A 19,038-nucleotide genomic window follows, 5' to 3' on the forward strand; every position below is an offset into this window, starting at 1 on the left:
AGTGAAATTAGAATTTTTAGTCAATTATTCAAAAAAAAAGACGCCTTTTAACGGCGTCTTTTTTTGGTTTTTCCGATCAGGCGGGTGACGAGGATCATCGTGACGGACAGCGATCTGTTTTTGCGGTACGCCAAGTATTTCCCGCGCCACTCCGGTTTGTATTTTTCTTTAAAGGCCCGCAGCCCGCTGAAGCTGTACATATACCGGACGTTGTTGAAGATGACGGCCGCGATTCTTTCCGACCAGAAAGATGTAAAAGCCGTTCCTACGTTTGACAAAGGCGCCATGCCCATATTGAAGGTGGTATAGCCTTTTTCCTGCGCCCAGAGAAACAGACGGATGAAAAGCGCGTCCATAATACCGTTCGGCGCGCTTTTCCGATAACGCATCAAGTCGACTGATATCTCGCCTTCCTGATACATCGGCATCAGGTTGGCAAAAGCGATGATCTCCCCTTCCGCGTCTTTCACGTAAGCAATCGGCGCCTGTTCCAGATAATCCCTGTCGAAGAAACCGAGGGAAAAACCTTTCTCTTTTTTCGGACCGAGCCATTCGTCCGAAATGTCTTTCAGCTTGGCGATAAACTCGGAGGAAAACGGCGGTTCCCCGACATGAAATGTGTAGCCTTCGCGGTCAAATTTGTTGTTAATCGCCCGCAGCCCCGCTTTTTTCTTACCTGACAGCGTAAATGCCTCCATATCCACGAACGCTTCTTCTCCAAGCTTGAAGAAGTTATAGCCGAAGTCATGGTACAGCGCCAGATCTTCACGTTCGATCTGATAAAACATGACACTCAGCCCCTGCTTATGCGCTTCATTCAGAAATTCCTCAATCACAAGCGGAAAAGAGTCTCTCTGTCCTGACGGATCACCGAGCACGACAAGCCTTCTGGAAATCTGGCTGAACAATAAAAGCGCTTTGCCGTCGCTTGAGAAATAAAACCGCTTATCCCCGAGAAAGCCGAGATGGCTGAGGGCATTTCCGCCTTCTTCCGCCAAAAAGGACTTCAGCCGTTCAGGATCGGCCTCTTCTCCGATCGGCTTCGATCTTTTATGATAAAAGAACGTAAACACAAGGAAAAACAGCGGCACAACAATAATGGCCGTCATCGTGGCATATGTAATGTGCGAATTGTTATGGACGAAATAGTCGTGGCGCAGCAGCCGATTCATTTTATCCCAAATAAAGCCGGCAATGAGATTGTAGTTAAACAAGGCGATAATAAACAGAGCGGCCGCAAAAATCATCTGGCCGAGCGTATACGATGCCTGCTCTCTGATAAACTGCCGCTTTAACAGCACAAGCAATACGATGACGACAGGCAGAATAAAGATCGCGCTGATATTCATTCCTTTTAAGAAACTGAACACAAAACCGCCGACCAGCGCGGCAACCGCCATTGAATAAGAACGTTTCGTCCGTTTGTATAATTCAATCGGCAAAATTAATAGAATCAAAGCCGCGCTTAGCGATAACCCGTTAAACGCAAGGAGCGCCGGGCGCGGAATGTGCGGAATGACCGTCTCCCTGTCGATCGGCAGGGCGACGGACGCAAGCACGACGACTCCCGACACGAAAACCAAAAGCGACAGCGAACCGTAAAGCACCCTGATTAAGATAGCGCGCTGGAATACGAGAAGCACGTTCGTCGTTTCCACGGCAGGCGCCATCTTCGGATTTGATTCCAGCCGTTTCAGCGTATTTTCCGTTAAATCGCCGGCCGCAAAGAACAGCCCGAACACAAACGGAATAAATGAATACACAATCCGGTAGATGACGATGGATGTCACAACCGCCTCCTGGGGAAAGCCCATATTCTGCATGCCGAGCAGAAACAGAAGGTCAAACGAACCGAATCCTCCCGGCACAAGGCTGATGATTCCCCCGATAGCGGCAATGGCAAATACCCCGAATACATGGCGGACATCCGCGTGAATTCCCATGACATACAGAGAATAATACATGACGACAGCCGCCGCAAACCATTCGGCAAACGATGCCCCGATGTAAGAAAAAACCGGATGCCTCGGTTTTGCTTCACCGTCTTCTGCGCCAGCTTTTTTATTGTTGATCCAAGCGGCGATTAAGGCTGCCGGCACAATAAGCGCCACTCCGGCGATAACAGCCCACAGCCACGGTTTCTCACTTGTAATCTCTCCAACCGGCAGAACCCGGGCGATGGTCAGGATACTGAAGACGGACAGCCCGAGCAGCGCTGAGGACGTAAGCCAGGCGATGCCTGCGACGAGGCGTTTTACGTCATTCGTATGTTCTTTGTAAAGCATCGTCCGCAGCCCGACGCCCGCCAGACCGCCGAATCCAAGGACATTGTTAAAGGAATTGGCGATAAAGGAGACCCTGAATACTTTCCAATTCGGAATGTTGAGGCGAAGCGTCCGTTTCAGCACAAAGTCATAAAAGGACATCGCGCTGACGGCAAGAAGGCCGAGCAGAACGAGAATAAATAAATCGTAACGCTCAATCCCGTTAATAATGTACAGCGTTCGTTTAAAAGAAAGGTCTGTCAATTCCTTTTTGGACTGATAAATGACTAAAAGCAAAACTGCAATAGGAAATAATACTTTTAATATCGATAAGGCATTCTTTTTAGTCAGCAATGTTCTCTCCAATCATCATAAAATAGCTTATTTATTATAATTCCCCCAATAATCTCCAACATATTATACACTACCACCTCACATTCAAACAAAACTCGCCTGCAACTTTCTTTCTCTGATTAAAATCAGTAATATGGTATGCAGGAGTATGAATGAGGAAGTGAGACGATGGATTATAATCTGCATGATACAACGGTATTAGGCGGCGATATTTTTTCTCCTGAGGAACGGGATATTTGGGTGCTGTACATGAAAGTGATGACATCGGCGGGGCTCGGCGATGTGTCGGAGTGGATGAAGCTTGATATGAGCATGCCGCAAATGAAGGTGCTGATGCTTCTGAACAACCACGGGACGCTTAAGGTGAGTGATATAGCGGAGAAAATGGGCGCTTCTCTTTCAAATACGACTGGGCTGCTTGACCGTTTAGAAAAATCATGTTTCATTACACGCGCTCCGTCAGAAGAAGACCGCCGTTCAGTCGTCGTTCAATTAACGGAAAACGCGAAAGATATTTTCCGCAGCCTTTATCAAAAAGGACATGTAAAATTGAAGCGTTCATTGGAAACGCTGACCGCTGAAGAAAAACAAACGGTCAATCAAGGGCTTGCCATTTTGGCAAGAGCGCTTGATTCTTCCAAACAGGGATAGAGATGAAAAAGGCCTGCCGGTATCGGCGGCCTTTTTTTGTTTGACATTTAATTCACTTGAAGTGAATAATATATTCGAAGTGAATTAAAAAACGGAAGGATTGATCAGTATGCCGGAGCCATTGCAAACAGAAAAAAACCAGAGCCGGGCCATCACTCTCTTTACGATCGGTGTGTTCATGGCGGCGCTGGACAACGGAATTATTTCCGCTGCTCTGACGACGATTAACAGCTCTTTTGATGTTTCTCCTTCATGGGGATCGTGGGGAGTGACCCTTTACACATTGGGACTCAGTGTCAGTGTGCCGATTGTCGGCAAGCTGTCGGACCGATACGGGCGGAAAAAGCTGTTTATGATTGAAGTCGGGCTGTTCGGACTCGGCTCTTTGCTTGTCGCACTCAGTCAGAGCTTCCCGATGTTTTTGGCGGCACGGCTCATTCAGGCGCTTGGCGGCGGCGGAATTTTTATAATCGGGAGTTCGCATGTGCTGGCCGTGCTTCCGAAGGAGAAACAGGGGAAAGCTCTCGGGCTTTTAGGGGCGATGAACGGTATGGCGGCCGTCCTCGGACCGAATATCGGGAGCTTTTTGCTTGATGTAACCGGGTCGTGGCATTGGCTGTTCTTAATTAACCTGCCGATTGCCGCCGCTTTGGTTGTGTGCGGCGGTTTGTTTATCGCTGAAACGAAAGAGCCTGGGGCGAAACGGCTTGACCTCGCCGGCACAATGCTGCTGTCTCTTGCGATCTTATCTTGCATGATCGGTATCACGAATCTCAATGGGGCGAAGCTGTCAGAAAGCATAATGGACGTAAAGGTGTACGGGTATCTTTTGGGATCGGCACTTCTCTTTCTGGTGCTGCTTAAGGTCGAAAAGCGGGTTGAAAACCGAGGGGGCGATCCGATTCTCGCCTACTCGCTGCTGCAAAATAAAGTGTTTCAATGGACGCTCGTCATCGGATTTTTATCGGGAGGGCTGCTCGCTGCGGTCATTTTTATTCCTTCTTATGCGGAGCAATATTTGCACGTATCGGCGGAGAAAGCGGGTTATTGGATGACGCCGCTCGCGTTGGCGTCAGGAATCGGAGCGTGGCTCGGCGGGGCGATCACGGATAAAAAAGGGCCGGTCTTTTCCGCGGTTGTATCAGGCGCCATCGCATTTGTCGGCTTCAGCCTGTTTCCGTTATGGGTGACGGATAAATGGGAATTTGTCACAGCGAGTGTCATTGCGGGGATCGGTTTCGGATTTCTGCTCGGGGCTCCGCTGAATGTGCTTGTATCAGAAACGGCGGGCCAAAACAAAGGAACAGCGCTCGGCACGCTGTCACTCGTAAGGCAGGTCGGGCTGACGCTCGCTCCGGCTTTATATGCCGGCTTCATTACAGCGGGCTTTGACCGGATCGGAGATGACATCAAAAACCGTTTAGCGAAAAGCGGCATTCCCGCTGATCAGGCGCAAACGCCCGATATCGGCGGCGGACTTTCTTCGTTGCAGGAGCAGGTAAGCCGAATCCCCGTTCCCGCCGTCAAAAAAGCGGTTTCTGATGCGATTGAAGCAGGCATTTCCAGCGGCTACCACCATCTTTATACGGCAGCCGCCGTCATTTCATTATGCACGATTGTGTCTGCGGCTGTTTTGGCGTTTTTCCGGAAGCCGGCATCCTCTAAGACAGATGCCAGCCCATCCGCCGGGAAAGCTCAGTAATATGGGCGATGTGATGTTCAGAGTGCCAGACATATAGTCCGAGCGCCTGTTCCAGCGTAACCGTCTCTTTAGATACAGGATGGAAGTATGTCCGTTTGAATTGGGCTTCCGTCATGGAGCGCAAAAGAGCGGCCCATCTTCTGTGCAGGAGCGTTAACAGCTCAAGCGCATCCCCGCAAGCGGCGGTTTTGGAATCATGAAGATCAGCCCAGCCTTTTTCATCATAAGGACGGATTTCCGGTTCATTCTCCGTTATGCTCAATTTAAACCGGCTATAGCCGTTCATGTGGCTGTCCGCCAGATGGTGAACCACTTGGCGGACAGTCCATCCCCCTTCGCGGTACGGCGTATCAAGCTGACTGTCCGACATCGCTCTGACAGCTTGTTTCAGTTTGGCCGGAGCGTGTTCGAGCGCATTGATCCATTCTTGTTTCTGTCCGGCCGAAATCGATTCAGCCGGCTGATACTCTCCAATCGGATAGCTGAGGGTTTGTTTTTCCATTTTTGTCTCTCCCGTTGATCGTATTATGAAAGTATGATGGTGATGTCGCAGCCTTCCGCTTTCGCTTCACGAAAGACCTGAAGCACACTCTCGGCACCATTTTCTGTAAGCTGCTTGCTTTGTTCAAACTGTCTCCATTCCAAAACAAGCGGGTACTCCACCCAGCCGGTCAGACAATCCCATAAAGCGTCAAGGTTTTCACCGTAGTATTCAGGAAGGGCAAGTTCCTTTTTCAATGTCTGATGCAGGTCGCTCATACTTCTGATTTGCTCCCCGTTAATAACTGCTTTATTCATGCGCGGCTCCTTTCCCATGATTTTATTCTATCAGTTTACCATTTTCCTCTTCAGAAGTGGCCGGAGTCTGCCGCGGTTCCAGCTGGACGATGCCTTGCCCGCCGTCAACGGCCACCCTGTCCCCCGTTTTCAGTTTTGACGTTGCATTTCCGCACCCTACAACGGCAGGAATCCCAAGTTCCCGGGCGACGATCGCCGCGTGGGACAAAGGGGCGCCGACGTCCGTTATGATGGCAGCCGCTCTCGGAAAAAGCGGGGTCCAGCCTACATTGGTTGTCGAAGTCACTAAAATTTCCCCGGCCGCAAAAGAATCCCCGTCTTCCGGAGCATCTAGGACACGGACAATGCCCTCCACTCTCCCGGCCGCTCCCGCGAAACCTTTTAAAGTATGCGCATCATCAGTTTCCGCAGGCATAAAAGCATCGTAATAATCCGCTCTTCTGTCAGGCTCCTCAGCCCATTTAAACGGATTGAATCTTCCGTTAATAACGGATGGGAACGGCGGCAGTTTTTTATAGGTTTCATAGTTTTGCTTTCTCGCTTGAATCGACGCAACCGCCGGCTCTTTCCCCGCGAGCAGATCGGTTATTTCATGCAGATACAAGAAGAAAATATCGTCCTTCATGCCGGTCATTTCCGCCGCTCTGAGCGCGAATGCTCTGGCTGTCCGGTACACCCTGACAAATTCGGATCTGGTTGTTTCTCTAATATTCGCGTATTCTGACGCTTTTTCCATTTTGGCTTTGAGCCATTTGACCTTATGAGGAAACTTTTCTTCAAATCTTCGGAAGGCCTGTTCATGCGCCTGCTGCTGTTTCAAAAGCAGTTGTTCGGCATCAATACCCGACTCCTTGTGTTCTTTGATCTGCTTCGTCAGCCAATCCCGGTTTTCTCCGGGATGCGGTATGGAAAGTTCGTATTCATGCGGGCCTCGGTGGCCTTGGTTCCTGAGATATTCTTCCTCGCTCATACGGCCTTTCATGACTTGATCAATGCCGATAATCGGCTCCAGGCTGGCCAGTCCGCCTTTTCCCCTCAGATTGGAAAGCAGGAGATTCGCATCTTCTATTCCTGCGAGTTTTGTTAATTGAGAGGTTAACGACGAAGAGGATTGCGCAGAATCACGCCCGCCGGATATTAACGCAAACCACGCGTTGCATAAATACGAATAGATCTCATTGTTCCATATCGCTAATAATGTCCGCTCCGTTTCGGCACGTTTCAGCTTTTCCTCAATATTCCGGCACCACTCCGGCGATTCGTCCAAATAGGAGGACATGTTTTTTTTCGCGTGCTTCATTTTCGACAGATACGGTTTCAGTTTTTTCGAGATGATCTTCAAAAGTTCATACTTTGAGAACGGATATAAAGGAATCTTCATTTCCGCCGGGATTTCTCCCAATGTATCGCTCATCATTTTTCCTATTTTTCCGCCTTTCGGATTCAGACCGAAAGCGGCGAGAACGGAAAGAGGCTGGCTCATATTGTTATAGGCTCTGCCGCAAATATTGCCGGACCAGACATAATAGCCCGGAATGATGCCCGACTCTTCATCCAGATTCCGGAGGAGCGACCATGTCAGCGGCGTCATCACATCGGGAATCGCTTCTCCTATATTTGTGTTTGTCCATAAAAAATCACCGCTGAAAGAATCATTCCATTCATAGGTTTCCAGATTTCCGGCTTGTAAGGTCGTAATCGGGCGGGATTGAAGAATATACAATGTCCCGCCCGCGGCGGCCCATTCAATATCCTGCGGCCCTCCGAGATCTTTTTCCAGCTTTTTCGCCAGTTTATAGAGCTTTGACGCATATTTGCGAAATTCTGCGGGGCCGTCATATTTTTTCTTGGGCCGTGCCAGTTTAAAAGAATAGGCATCAGCTTCCCCGGAAACAAGCTGCTCCCCGAGACCGTAGACGTAATTGCCTGTCATCTCCCGCCTGCTCCCCGTAATCGGATCTGCGGTAAACAGCACTCCGGATATCTCACACGGTATCATCAGCTGGATGACGATTGCGATTTCATGCTCATCTTCCATTCCCTGAACGGCGCTGTACGCTTTTACCCTTTCTGACTGTGCCGATCGGCGGACTTCATCAATCGCCCTGGACATGTCTTGATCTGTTTTGACATTCAACACCGTATCGAATTCTCCGGCAAAGGAAGCCTGAGCGGAATCCTCGCTCAGCGCGGATGAGCGTACGGCAAACAACGCAGAAGCATGGCGGCTGCGGATGGAATTCACATATTGATCAATAGCCTCTCTCGCCTGATGGCGGAGCTGTCCGTCCTGAAAGGCTGACGGCAAAATCACAAACCCTTCAGGCACAGGATACCCGCTTTGATACATTTTAGAGAGAATGCTTCCTTTTCCCCCCGCAAAGGAATAAAGTTCGGCCGGAAGTTCTCCGAATGTTTTGACACAGTCATTCATAATGTCCCCGCTCCTTTTTAGTCGTTCATCCAAGCTCACAGTTTTTCTCTTTTTCACTTTTTTTGAAAGTATTTCCTATAAGTATACAATATATCGGTCTTCACAAGGGAGAAAATCGATGGCGTTATTTTGTCATAAATGCATCCGTCAAAACGGCCGCAGGCGGGGGTCTTCAGCCTTACAGTGAAAGCGCTATTAAAATTAGAGATAGGCTGCCCGATACTGCTTACCTGGCATTCGCTGCCGGCTTGCCGCGTGGGGTTTCGTTTGCAGGTTATGTACAACTTCCGTATCAAAAAGGCGGCCGAAACGCCGCCTTTTTTTCAGACTGTGCGGCCATGATGCGCCGCCGTATTTCTTTTGGTCTGCTTCGGCTGATACACTTTCCCGACAAACAGGTATCCGTATCTGAAATGGTTGCACACCCAAGATACGAAAATGGGACCGAGCGTGCAGATCAAAAATAAAAGAAGGATAGCAGCCGGCAAAGGCATTGACCGCAAATAGCCTTCCAGAAGATATCCGCTGATTAAAAAGTAGGAGTGCAGCAGATAGATTGAAAACGAATAGTTGCTGATCATCATCACAATCGCGGGCACTTTTTTGAGCTTTGAAAACAGATGAAAACACAGAAAGATCATACTGACCGCGTAAATCATAATATCCGGACGCTTAGAGGAAATGGAGCCGCCGCTGATATATGAAACGGCCACAATCAATATTGCCGATACGGCCGCACTGAAGTAAACCGCATAACGGTACTGATTGATGAGCGCTAAAAAACGCGGATATTCCTTTCCGCAATAAAATGCCAGACAGAAATAAAACACCCAGCCCGGAAACGGAACCCAAAAGAACGGAAAAATAGAATCAAGCCCCGATGATGCCGGCGGATGAAAGATGGAAAAGTAAGCCAGATAGACGGCGTTGATGATAAACGAAACAGACAGCACCCACACGGGAGATGTGTTGTTCAGCCAGCGGTGCAGCAGCATATGGAGAATGTAAAATTGAAAGATCACAAGAATGAAGTAGCCGATGAAGTTTCCTAAAAACACATTTTCTAAAAATTCACCGATCACTGAAATGAATCCGGCTCCTTCTTCCGCCACGCTTTTCATTAAAATGGCATCCACCGCGGCAATAAACAGAAACGGCACGAAAATGACTTTGCCCCTTTTCTTTAAAAAACCCGCGGGAACGCCTCCCGGGTATGACCTGGCAAGCAGAAATTCCGAAATAAAGATAAACGCCGGCGTGCTGAACATCAGCAGGGTCCGAAAAGCATCAACCGTATGGGCGGCACTGGCTAAGGACTCTTCCTGAATCATCAGCACCATTGAAACTGTGTGAAGCAGAACGACGCTTAAACAGGACAGGCAGCGAATCACGAAAATTTCTTTTATCTGCATGCGGCCGCTCCTTTTTCACAAGCGCGCCGGACTTTAGCGTATGCTTGGCGCAGCCATTTTTCCCGCAGCTCGGGTGTGCTCGTTTTGACGACAGAAAAAAGGTTCCGCTCGGCTTTTTGAATGCCGCAAAATTGCAGAATGCCTTTTTTCAGCGTAATCCAGTCCGAGTTTTTCCGGAACCACTTTAAGTACCAGCCCGGGGAATCCGCCGTATAAAAGACCTGTGCCGTCTCTGCCCGGAGCAGTCCTTTTACGCGGCCGTTTTCATATGTGTAGGCTTCTCCGGCGACAAGCACTCTGTCAAAAAAGCCTTTCATAATCGCCGGAACGCCTCCCCACCACAGCGGGTAGATGAAAATGAGATGATCCGCTTCTTTCATCAGTTTCCGGTATTTCTTCGTTTCAGCGTCCCGGTTCATGTCAGAGCGCTTTTTTTCGCCGCCGTACTTCAGCACGGGATCAAATTGGTCGGCGTATAAGTCAATGACCGTATAGCTTCGGCCGCTGTCCTTTAAAGCCATGACGACGTATTTTACGAGAGTCGCATTGAAACTGTTCTCATCCGGGTTTGCATACACAATCACCGTCTTCATATGTCCCTCCCAATATTTATTAATTTTTACAATGATTATATCATGATGTCATATGAATGAGGCAAAGACATGAGAAAGGCTTTTTCCGGTTCCGCTGCCGTTTCGATAACCCCTTTCTGCATATTTTCGCTGATTTTGCCGCCGCAGATTCAATGACAAGCATCCGGCACTTCTGCGTTTTTGAGCGGCGGTATGGTATACTAGCTGTCAAATGAATGGGCTTGGAGGACAACATGAGAATTTTAAAGTACGCGATTTTAGGGCTTTTGCGAAAAGGCGAATTGAGCGGATATGATATATCGAGCTATTTTAAGGAAGAGCTCGGCCAGTTTTGGAGCGCAAAGCACAGCCAGATTTATCCGGAATTAAAAAAACTGACGGCTGAGGGATTTATTACGTTTCGCACTGCGATTCAAGGAACGAAGCTTGAGAAAAAAATGTACACGCTGACTGGCAAGGGAGAGCTGGAGCTTGCTGCCTGGCTGACGAAAAAAGACCCGATTCCGGAAACGGTGAAGGATGAATTTATGCTGAAGGCTTATTTCATCTCAGCTTTGACGCAGGAAGAAGCGGATGAGCTATTCACCGACCAGCTCGTAAAGCGGAAGGAGAAATTGTCCGATCTGGAAAACAGTTATCAAGAACTGATGACATCGTCCGCGGAGGCGGATTCTTTTTCTTCTCCTGATTTCGGCCATTATCTCGTGCTGACAAAAGCGCTTGAGCGGGAACGGAATTATATTTCCTGGCTTGAAGATATTTTGGCTCTCATCAAAAAAGCATAAACAAAACGGGGCGGCTCTGTATCTGCAGGCCGCCTGTTTACGTTCTGAGAACCGCATTGATAAACGAATCAGCCATTAAAATAAGAAAAAGCAGACTGAAATACACAATCGAATAAAAAAACATCCCCTTCGACCATTGCGTGTCATCCGCCGCCTGAAAGCCTTTGACGCTCCGGTACAGCCAGATGGCCCCGAGCAGGAGAGCGGACGCGGTATAAAACGGGCTGACGTCTATATAAAGAGGAACGAGCAGCGAAACCGCAGTCAGAACGGCGATATAGCGCAGCATTTTTATTTTTGTGACGCGATTGCCTTTTATAATCGGCAAAAGCGGAATGCCGGCGGCACGATACTCTTCCTTTCGCCTGATTCCGATCGCCCAGAAATGCGGCGGCTGCCACAAAAACATAATCGCGTATAACAAAATCGCGGGCATATCAATGTACCCGGTCAGCGCGCAATAACCGATTAAAGGCGGAGCCGCCCCCGGAAAGCTGCCGACAAATGTGCTCCAGACGGATTGTCTTTTAAACCAAAGCGTATAAACGACGGCATACAGCAAAAAGGCAAGCAGCCCAAGAACGGCGGTCAGTACATTAAGCGAAGCAAGCATGATGAATCCGCATGCGCCGAGGCATGTGCCGTACAGGATCATGACCGACGGCGGTATTCTCCCCGTGACGCTTGCGCGGGTGCGGGTTCGCGCCATTTTTGCGTCCATGCCGCGGTCAAAGAAGTTATTAAAAACAGTGCTTGATGCCATGACTAACGCCGTTCCGATCATAGCAACCGCCATGGCGGCAAATATACCGGGCCCTCCGCCCGTCCTTTCCGACTGAAGCCATGCGATCCAAAATCCGCCCAATGCGGCGAGTGAATTTGAGATGATAATCCCCGGTTTGGCAATAATGATAAAGTCCTTGACCGTCATCCGGTTTCCGTTATGCTTCATAGACTGTTCCGTCTGTGCTGCATTTGAGTTCATTTGTTCAGGTTCTCCTTTTTCGGCTTATCATATCAGGAAGAATCAGGAAGCACAATTGTTTTGGGCATTTTTCACACAATTGTAAATTGTGTGAAAAGCCGCATCTTGTGTCCGGATGCGGCTTTTCCCTTTTTCTATTCAAAGTCTGCCCATACAGCACCCCGATCTGCTGAACGGATACAGTTTTCAATCCAGCGGATGCCCTGAGCTCGAGCCGGCGATGGCGGGCTCTCCGCGTCATTTTTGCGCCTCACTGAGATGTTCGCTCTCTTCAGTCACAGACGTTCTTTCCCGAGCCTTTTCAAGAAAACTTCAGAAAAATAAAAACCCTTGCCGGTTAGACGGCAAGGGTTGTTTCTTACAGTGTAAATGCGATATCCGCCCCTGATACAGGGTCTTTGACGAATACGCCCTCTTCTTTTTCTTCGATCTCAAAGCCGGCATCGGTCAGCGCTTTTGTCACACGTGACAGCTCTTTTTGATGCGGCAGCGCGATGGTGTAATAATCCAGCCCGCTTGCATTTCCCGGTTTCGGCGGCGCATGTTTTCCGGCCCATATATTCAGACCGATGTGATGATGATACCCTCCCGCCGAAACAAACAGAGCGGACATGCCCGCGTAATTGCCGACAATGTCAAAACCGAGAATATCGGTGTAAAACGCTTTGGCTTCCTGTAAGTCCGTCACATGAAGATGGATGTGGCCGATAACAGTTCCTTCTGGGAGACGGCTTTTCCGTTCAGCTCCGGCTTCTTCCAAAAGCCCGTCCACATCGACGGGCGCCGTTTGCATGACATAATTGCCCTCTGCATCCCGGCGCCACGTGCTGCGGGGACGATCGGCGTATATTTCAATACCGTTGCCGTCCGGATCAGACAGGTAAAGAGCCTCACTGACCGCGTGATCCCCCTGACCGAGCGCGATACCGTTTTCAATCAGCCTGGCCAATGCGATGCCGAGTTCTTTCCGGTCAGGCAGAAGTATCGCGAAATGGTAAAGGCCGGTGACAGACCGCTCCGGCAGAACGACGGCGCTTGGATTTTCTTCAAGCACCAGCAGGACGCGTTTTCCGTCTGCTGACAGTCTTGCTGAACGATCTGTCTGCGAGATGACTTGAAGGCCGATTACATTCCGGTAAAAGCCGAGCGAGCGTTCCATATTTTTAATGGTCAATTTGACATAGCCGATTGCCGTATCTTGATGAATGCCGGTCATTTGAACGCCTTCTTTCTTATGCTCAAAAAGTTTCTCCCTTTTTTGATTTGAAAAGGAGCTGATCCAATGAAAGCAGACGGCTTCCTGAAAGCGCTAAGTGAATTGACGCAACCAGTAAAATGAAATCAAATTCCGATCCGCCCATAAATGGTGAGGAAAGCTTCGCCGTGAAGATGGCGCCGACTAATGTGACGGCAAACAGAACGCCGATAATGCGCGTTGCCAAACCGAAAAAGATCAGAACCCCGCCGACAAGCTCAATCGTTGCAATGACATAGACCATAAAGGCCGGAATCCCGATGCTCTGGAAAAATTGCGCAGTTCCTTCCAACCCTTGAAACTTGGATAAACCGTGAACAAAAAAGATAATACCTGTTACAACCCTTAAAAGCAGTGTTCCTGATTCGAATGATTTATTCATAAAATCCTCCTTGAAAATTATTATCACTTACTTTATGTAAGCTAGTATATATACATAACTTATTTACGTCAAGTAATTTTGTTACATTTAACGAAAATAACTTAAAAGTACTATTTGCCTTCGCTAAAAAAAGACCTCCGCACTCTGTCGGAGGTCTTTTTCCCTATCTATGATTCCCGGAACTGGCTTTCATATAATTCTTGGTAAAACCCGTTCTGGCTGAGAAGTTCGGCATGGGTACCTTTTTCAGCCATTTCGCCGTCTTTCAGTACAAGAATCTGATCGGCTTTTTGAATCGTGTTCAGCCTGTGAGCGATGATGACGCTTGTTCTGCCCGCCATTAAACGGCCGAGCGCTTCTTGTATTTTCACTTCGGTCACTGTGTCAATGTTGCTCGTCGCTTCATCCAAAATGAGCAGCACAGGGTCCGCCAGCACAGCTCTCGCAATGGAAATAAGCTGTTTTTGTCCTTGGCTGATGCCCGCGCCGTTTTGGGTAAGGACGGTATCGTAGCCTTTCGGGAGCCGTTCGATGAATCCGTGGGCATTGGCGGCTTTTGCGGCTGCCTCCACCTCTTGATCAGATGCATCCAGACGGCCGTAACGAATATTTTCCATGATGGTGCCCTGAAAGAGAAAGGAATCCTGCAGGACAAACCCCATGTTTTTTCTCAAACTGGATCTCGTCAGTTTTTTGATGTCCGTTCCGTCAATGAGGATTTTTCCGTTATTCGGCTCGTAAAAACGGGCGATCAGGCTCGTAACGGTTGTTTTACCCGCTCCGGTCGGTCCGACGAAGGCGATTGACTGTCCTTTCGGAACGCTGAAGGACAGGTGTTTTAAGATCAAGCTGTCTTCCTGATAGCCGAAGGAGACATCTCGGAATTCAATTTCTCCCGTTTTGATCGGCTGGTACAGCGCATGCTCTTCATCTTCCCGCTCCTCTTTTTCATCCAGCACGTCAAACACCCGTTCAGCCCCGGCGATGGCCGATAACATCGTATTGAACTGATTGGCTAAATCATTTAAAGGGCGCGTGAACTGCCGCGAGTATTCGGCGAATACGACGATGGCACCGATCGAGATCCATCCCTTCAGCGCAAACAGCCCGCCGACCGCCGCTATAATCGTAAAGCTTAAATTGTTTAAAGAGTTCATGACTTTCGGAATGAATCCCGAAATTGTCTGCGCCCAAAACCCCGATGATTGTAACGCTGCGTTTTTTTCTAAAAATTGTTCCATGACGCGGTCTTCCCTCGAATAGGCTTTAATGACCTTCGCCCCTGATATCGACTCTTCAATAAAACCGTTCAGCTCGCCGAGGTTTTTCTGCTGCTGTTTAAACAGCAGTCCCGTCCGGTTGGTGATCCATTTAATGCTCAAAAGCATGATCGGAATAATCAAAAGCGTGATCAATGTTAAAAGCGGACTCATGTACAGCATGACGGCGATTGTGCCGACGAATGTAATGACGCTCGACAGCACTTGAATGACGGATGTATTTAAAGTGGAGCTGACATTTTCGATATCATTGGTGACCCGGCTCATTAAGTCCCCGAGCCGCTGTTTATCAAAAAACGGAATCGGCAGCTCATGCAGATGGGTAAACAGCTCGCTCCGCATTTTAAACACGGTGCTTTGCGAGATATTGATCATCCAATAGTTTTGAAACCATAAGGACAATGATTGCACGAGGTAAATCACAAACAGGATGAACAGCACCCCCGCCAATCCGTCTGTCGTCTGTCCGACGATAAAATGATCAATCGCTTTCCCGATGACGAACGGTCCGAGCAGGCCGAATATGGCGCTTATGACTACCATGATGATCACAAGGGTTAAAAGCCCTTTTTTCTCGGCTACATAAGACCAGATTCTGCGCAGCGTGCCTTTTGTATCTTTTGCTTTCGCGCGTTTTCTGCCGCCTTCATTTGATTTGAGCGGTATTTTCGGATATCGGAAAGGTTTACGAATGTCTTTTTGCATTGTCAGCTCCCTCCTTTCCGAATTGTGATTCATAAATCTGCCGGTACAGATGAGACTGTGCCATCAGCTCTTTGTGCGTGCCTTTGGCCAGCAGTTCGCCGTCTTCAAGCAATAAGATGGTGTCAGCCTTCATCGCAGTCGTTATTTTCTGCGTAATAATCAGTGTCGTGCATTCATAGGATCTGATCGCTTGTAAAAGCTTTGCTTCCGTCTGAAGATCGAGCGCGCTCGTACTGTCATCTAACAGCAGGAGGGACGGCTTTCTGATAAAAGCGCGCGCGATGGAAATCCGCTGCTTCTGCCCGCCTGACAAATTGACGCCCCGCTGTCCCAGCACCGTGTTGTATCCGTTTGACAGCTTCATAATCGTGTCATGGATTTGCGCGTCTTTGGCCGCTTCCATTACTTCATCTAGTGAAGCATCCTCCCGCCCCCAGGCGATATTTTCACGGATGGTGCCCGAAAACAGAAGCACTTCCTGCGGCACATAGCCGATTTCCCTGCGCAGCCCGCAAGCGGAGAATTCACCGATCGGTTTGCCGTCTATGAAAATACTGCCCGAATCAGCCGTGTACAGGCGCGGAATCAGCTGAAAAAGCGTTGATTTCCCTGAACCTGTCGCGCCCATAATGGCAACCGTTTCTTTCGGGCTGGCAGAAAAGGACACGTGATGAAGCGCGTCTTTTTCCATGCCCGGATAGCGGAAGGACACTTCGCGAAACTCAATCCCGCCTGCAAGCGCCCGTGCCGGGTCCTGCCCCGTTCCCTCGCCGCCTTCTGTTTCCAGCACCTCGCCGATTCTTTCTCCGGAAGCCTTCGCCCGGGAAAATACCATGATGAGAAAAGGAAGGACGGACAGCGCGCCTGTAATCCGCGTCGCATAGTTAATGACGGAAACGACATCGCCGACCTGCGCTCCGCCCTGAGCAATGCTTTTGGCGCCGAACCATAAGATAAACAAAATGCAAATGTTCATCAGCAGCATTAAAATCGGCATCGCCGCTTCCACGAGACGAAAAGCGGAGACCGTTTTTTCCATCAGCTTCGTATTCGATTTCAAAAAACGTTTCACTTCGTGGTTTGCACGGAGGAGCGCTTTAATCAGTTTGATCGCCGTCAGGTTTTCCTGCATGATCGTGTTGACCTGATCAAGCCGCTTTTGCACAGACCGAAACAGCGCGCCGCCTCTTTTCAGCACCCACAGCAAAAACAAAAGCAAAATCGGCACCGTGATCAGCAGAAAAAACCCGAGTTTCGCATTGACGGTCAGCGAGAGAATAATGCCGCCCGCGATCATTAACGGCGCACGAAGCATAAACCGGAGACTCATGAAAAGCATATTTTGGACCTGTGTCACATCGTTTGTCAGCCGGGTGATAAACGATGTGGATGAGAATTGCGCAAACGTCGAATAAGAGAAGGATTGAATTTTTTGAAAAATCCCTTTTCGCGTATCATACGCATAGCTCTGGCTGATGTGGGCGGAGTAGAATGAATTTAAAATGCCCGATGCGAATGAAACAGCGGTCAGTCCGATCATCACGCCGCCCCACAGCCAAACCGTACCGAGATCCTGCTTTAAAATTCCTTCGTCAATGATTTTCCCGATCAGCAGGGGCTGTATCAGCTCTACCGCAAGCTCGATGAGCATGAAAAACAGAGCGATTCCCGCCAAAAGAGAATACGGTTTTACATATGATAAAGCCTTTGACATGTGTAAGCCTCCAAATCCTTTGTTCAATATTATTATTTTATGCCTTTCCGGCAAATGAATAAAGAAATTTGGTGTGCCGTTTTTTCAATAATCTGCGAAAAAGATAAAACCTTCCCGGGGAGGGGAAGGTTTTGACCTTATTGATCCAATTGCTGTTCAATACGCTCCCGCATTTGCGGAACGCCTAATCCGACAATGACCTGAAGCGCCCTGCCTTTTCTGACGACGCCGTGGGCTCCCAGCTCTCTGAAATCGGCGTCACTTTTGACCTTTGATTCATCAGCGACAGTGACGCGGAGACGGGTGGCGCAGTTGGTGACCTCCGTAATATTGTCTTTTCCGCCCAGCGCTTCAATATACAAAGCGGCTGTATCCCGCTGTGTTTCGTCTGCCGCCGCTGTTTCTTTTGAAGCCTGCTTCCGTTCTCTGTACTCCTTTTTCGAATAGAGCTTTGTTTCCTGCCCTTCCTCTTTTTCTCTGCCCGGTGTGGCGATGTTGAATTTGAGAATGAGGAAACGGAAGACGAAAAAGTAAATAGCGGTAAAACACAACCCGATGATGATCTGGTATACATACGTCAAGCCGTGGCTTGACGCCAGCGGGATCCAGTTCAAGGTCGCAGCTTCGATCAAACCGCCTCCCATATTTCCGACGACGCCGGCCATATACATGACGGTTGCCATGGAAGCGGCAAGCAAAGCATGAACCGCAAATAAAAACGGCGAGATAAAAAGGAATGTAAATTCAATCGGCTCTGTAATTCCCGCGACAATGGACGTTAAGGTGACCGGAATCAAAAGGCCGGCGACGATTTTTTTCTTTTCCTTTGAAGCCGTGACGTAAAAAGCGAGCGCGATTCCCGGAATGCCGAAGATTTTCGAGTTGCCGTGAAGCGCGAATCCCCCCTGCGGGAACAATTCTTTCAGCGGTTTGACGCTTTGAGAGTATTCCCCGAGATGCTGCGCCCAATAGGTGACGATACCGCCTTCAGCCACAGCCGGACCGTAAATAAACGGCGAGTAAATAAAATGATGCAGACCGGTCGGGATTAAAATCCGCTCCAGGAACGTGTAAATCCACACGCCGATCGCCCCGGAAGAAACGAGAAAACTTTGCAGCGATCCGATTCCGGACTGAACCATCGGCCATACGTATGCCACCGCAAGTGAAATCGGTATCATAATAAAGAAAGAAATGATAACGATGTATGAAGATCCTTGAAAAATCCCCAGAAAATCCGGCAGTTTTTTATCAAAATAACGATTGTGCAAATACACGACAATAGATGAAATAAAGATGGCGCCGATAATATTCGTATCAAGCGTTTTGATGCCGGCGATCATCGTCAGCCCGCTCGTTCCGCCGGCTTCCTGAGTCATATCGACATGAAAAGCCCCGCCCCAAACCGTCAGAATCGCATTGATAAAGTAATTGAATGTCAGATAGACTGTAAGCGCTTCCAAACAGGCTCGTGCCTGCGCTTTTTTCGCTAAAGCGACAGGTATGCCGATCGCAAACAGGAGCGGCATTTGATTAAAGACGGTCCAGCCGCCCTGTTCAATGACGTACCAGCATTGATACCAAAGCCCGTCAGGATCAGCCAGCGGCCCCATAAGCGTTTTATTTTTAAACAGCGTACTCAGACCGACAATAATACCGGAAAATGCAAATAATAAAACAGGCACAAACATCGCGCTGCCGAAGCGCTGGACTTTTTGCATCAT

At 48.9% G+C, this 19,038-nt stretch carries 15 protein-coding genes; 3 read left to right on the plus strand and 12 right to left on the minus strand.

All coding sequences use genetic code 11. The features are described 5' to 3' along the window. Positions 1-47: 47 nt before the first annotated feature. The gene (gene mprF, locus CXL14_RS19210) at positions 48-2,618 is read right to left on the minus strand and encodes a bifunctional lysylphosphatidylglycerol flippase/synthetase MprF (protein ID WP_014417232.1); all 2,571 of its coding nucleotides are present in this window, start codon (positions 2,616-2,618) and stop codon (positions 48-50) included. Between the two features lie 168 nt (positions 2,619-2,786). Here mprF and CXL14_RS19215 point away from each other — a divergent pair, with 168 nt between their 5' ends. Then, positions 2,787-3,269: a MarR family transcriptional regulator gene (locus CXL14_RS19215; protein WP_014417231.1), complete on the plus strand. Its 483-nt coding sequence runs from the start codon at positions 2,787-2,789 to the stop codon at positions 3,267-3,269. A gap of 109 nt (positions 3,270-3,378) precedes the next feature. Then, positions 3,379-4,971 carry an MFS transporter gene (locus CXL14_RS19220; RefSeq protein ID WP_014417230.1) on the plus strand — a complete coding sequence of 531 codons (1,593 nt, stop codon included), beginning with the start codon at positions 3,379-3,381 and terminating at the stop codon, positions 4,969-4,971. On the opposite strand, the gene bstA is transcribed toward CXL14_RS19220, so the two are convergent. The 5 genes from bstA to CXL14_RS19250 all read right to left on the minus strand — a co-directional run bounded on the left by bstA (position 4,931) and on the right by CXL14_RS19250 (position 10,208). After that, positions 4,931-5,473, minus strand: coding sequence for a bacillithiol transferase BstA (gene bstA / locus CXL14_RS19225; RefSeq protein ID WP_014417229.1), 543 nt, complete (start codon positions 5,471-5,473; stop codon positions 4,931-4,933). The genes CXL14_RS19220 and bstA overlap by 41 nt on opposite strands. 23 nt (positions 5,474-5,496) lie before the next feature. After that, positions 5,497-5,769 carry a ribonuclease inhibitor Barstar gene (locus CXL14_RS19230; RefSeq protein ID WP_007408543.1) on the minus strand — a complete coding sequence of 91 codons (273 nt, stop codon included), beginning with the start codon at positions 5,767-5,769 and terminating at the stop codon, positions 5,497-5,499. Between the two features lie 22 nt (positions 5,770-5,791). Continuing rightward, positions 5,792-8,203, minus strand: coding sequence for a PEP/pyruvate-binding domain-containing protein (locus CXL14_RS19235; protein WP_014417228.1), 2,412 nt, complete (start codon positions 8,201-8,203; stop codon positions 5,792-5,794). Positions 8,204-8,526: 323 nt separating this feature from the next. Then, a complete protein-coding gene (locus CXL14_RS19245; RefSeq protein WP_014417227.1) occupies positions 8,527-9,615 on the minus strand; it encodes an acyltransferase family protein in 1,089 nt (362 codons plus the stop codon). Next, a complete protein-coding gene (locus CXL14_RS19250) occupies positions 9,606-10,208 on the minus strand; it encodes an NAD(P)H-dependent oxidoreductase (protein WP_014417226.1) in 603 nt (200 codons plus the stop codon). The genes CXL14_RS19245 and CXL14_RS19250 overlap by 10 nt, the downstream gene beginning before the upstream one ends. Before the next feature lie 233 nt (positions 10,209-10,441). On the opposite strand from CXL14_RS19250, the gene CXL14_RS19255 reads away from it, so the two are divergent. Next, the gene (locus CXL14_RS19255) at positions 10,442-10,993 is read left to right on the plus strand and encodes a PadR family transcriptional regulator (protein ID WP_014417225.1); all 552 of its coding nucleotides are present in this window, start codon (positions 10,442-10,444) and stop codon (positions 10,991-10,993) included. 37 nt (positions 10,994-11,030) lie between these two features. Here CXL14_RS19255 and cyoE read toward each other — a convergent pair whose 3' ends face one another. The 6 genes from cyoE to CXL14_RS19290 all read right to left on the minus strand — a co-directional run bounded on the left by cyoE (position 11,031) and on the right by CXL14_RS19290 (position 19,038). Next, positions 11,031-11,978 carry a heme o synthase gene (gene cyoE, locus CXL14_RS19260; RefSeq protein ID WP_101287898.1) on the minus strand — a complete coding sequence of 316 codons (948 nt, stop codon included), beginning with the start codon at positions 11,976-11,978 and terminating at the stop codon, positions 11,031-11,033. 358 nt (positions 11,979-12,336) lie between these two features. Further along, complete coding sequence (locus tag CXL14_RS19270; RefSeq protein ID WP_032870709.1) at positions 12,337-13,194, minus strand: catechol 2,3-dioxygenase; 858 nt, start codon at positions 13,192-13,194, stop codon at positions 12,337-12,339. 22 nt (positions 13,195-13,216) lie between these two features. Next, the gene (locus CXL14_RS19275) at positions 13,217-13,615 is read right to left on the minus strand and encodes a DoxX family oxidoreductase CatD (RefSeq protein WP_101287901.1); all 399 of its coding nucleotides are present in this window, start codon (positions 13,613-13,615) and stop codon (positions 13,217-13,219) included. Between the two features lie 167 nt (positions 13,616-13,782). Next, positions 13,783-15,600: an ABC transporter ATP-binding protein gene (locus tag CXL14_RS19280; protein ID WP_101287903.1), complete on the minus strand. Its 1,818-nt coding sequence runs from the start codon at positions 15,598-15,600 to the stop codon at positions 13,783-13,785. Next, entirely contained in the window at positions 15,581-17,314 is a 1,734-nt protein-coding gene (locus tag CXL14_RS19285) for an ABC transporter ATP-binding protein (protein ID WP_017419135.1), read from the minus strand. The genes CXL14_RS19280 and CXL14_RS19285 overlap by 20 nt, the downstream gene beginning before the upstream one ends. A 137-nt stretch (positions 17,315-17,451) precedes the next feature. Next, positions 17,452-19,038 carry an alpha-glucoside-specific PTS transporter subunit IIBC gene (locus CXL14_RS19290; protein ID WP_061890500.1) on the minus strand — a complete coding sequence of 529 codons (1,587 nt, stop codon included), beginning with the start codon at positions 19,036-19,038 and terminating at the stop codon, positions 17,452-17,454.

The organism is Bacillus sp. SJ-10, assembly GCF_002843505.1.
In the GTDB taxonomy this organism is placed as follows: Bacteria; Bacillota; Bacilli; order Bacillales; family Bacillaceae; genus Bacillus; species Bacillus velezensis.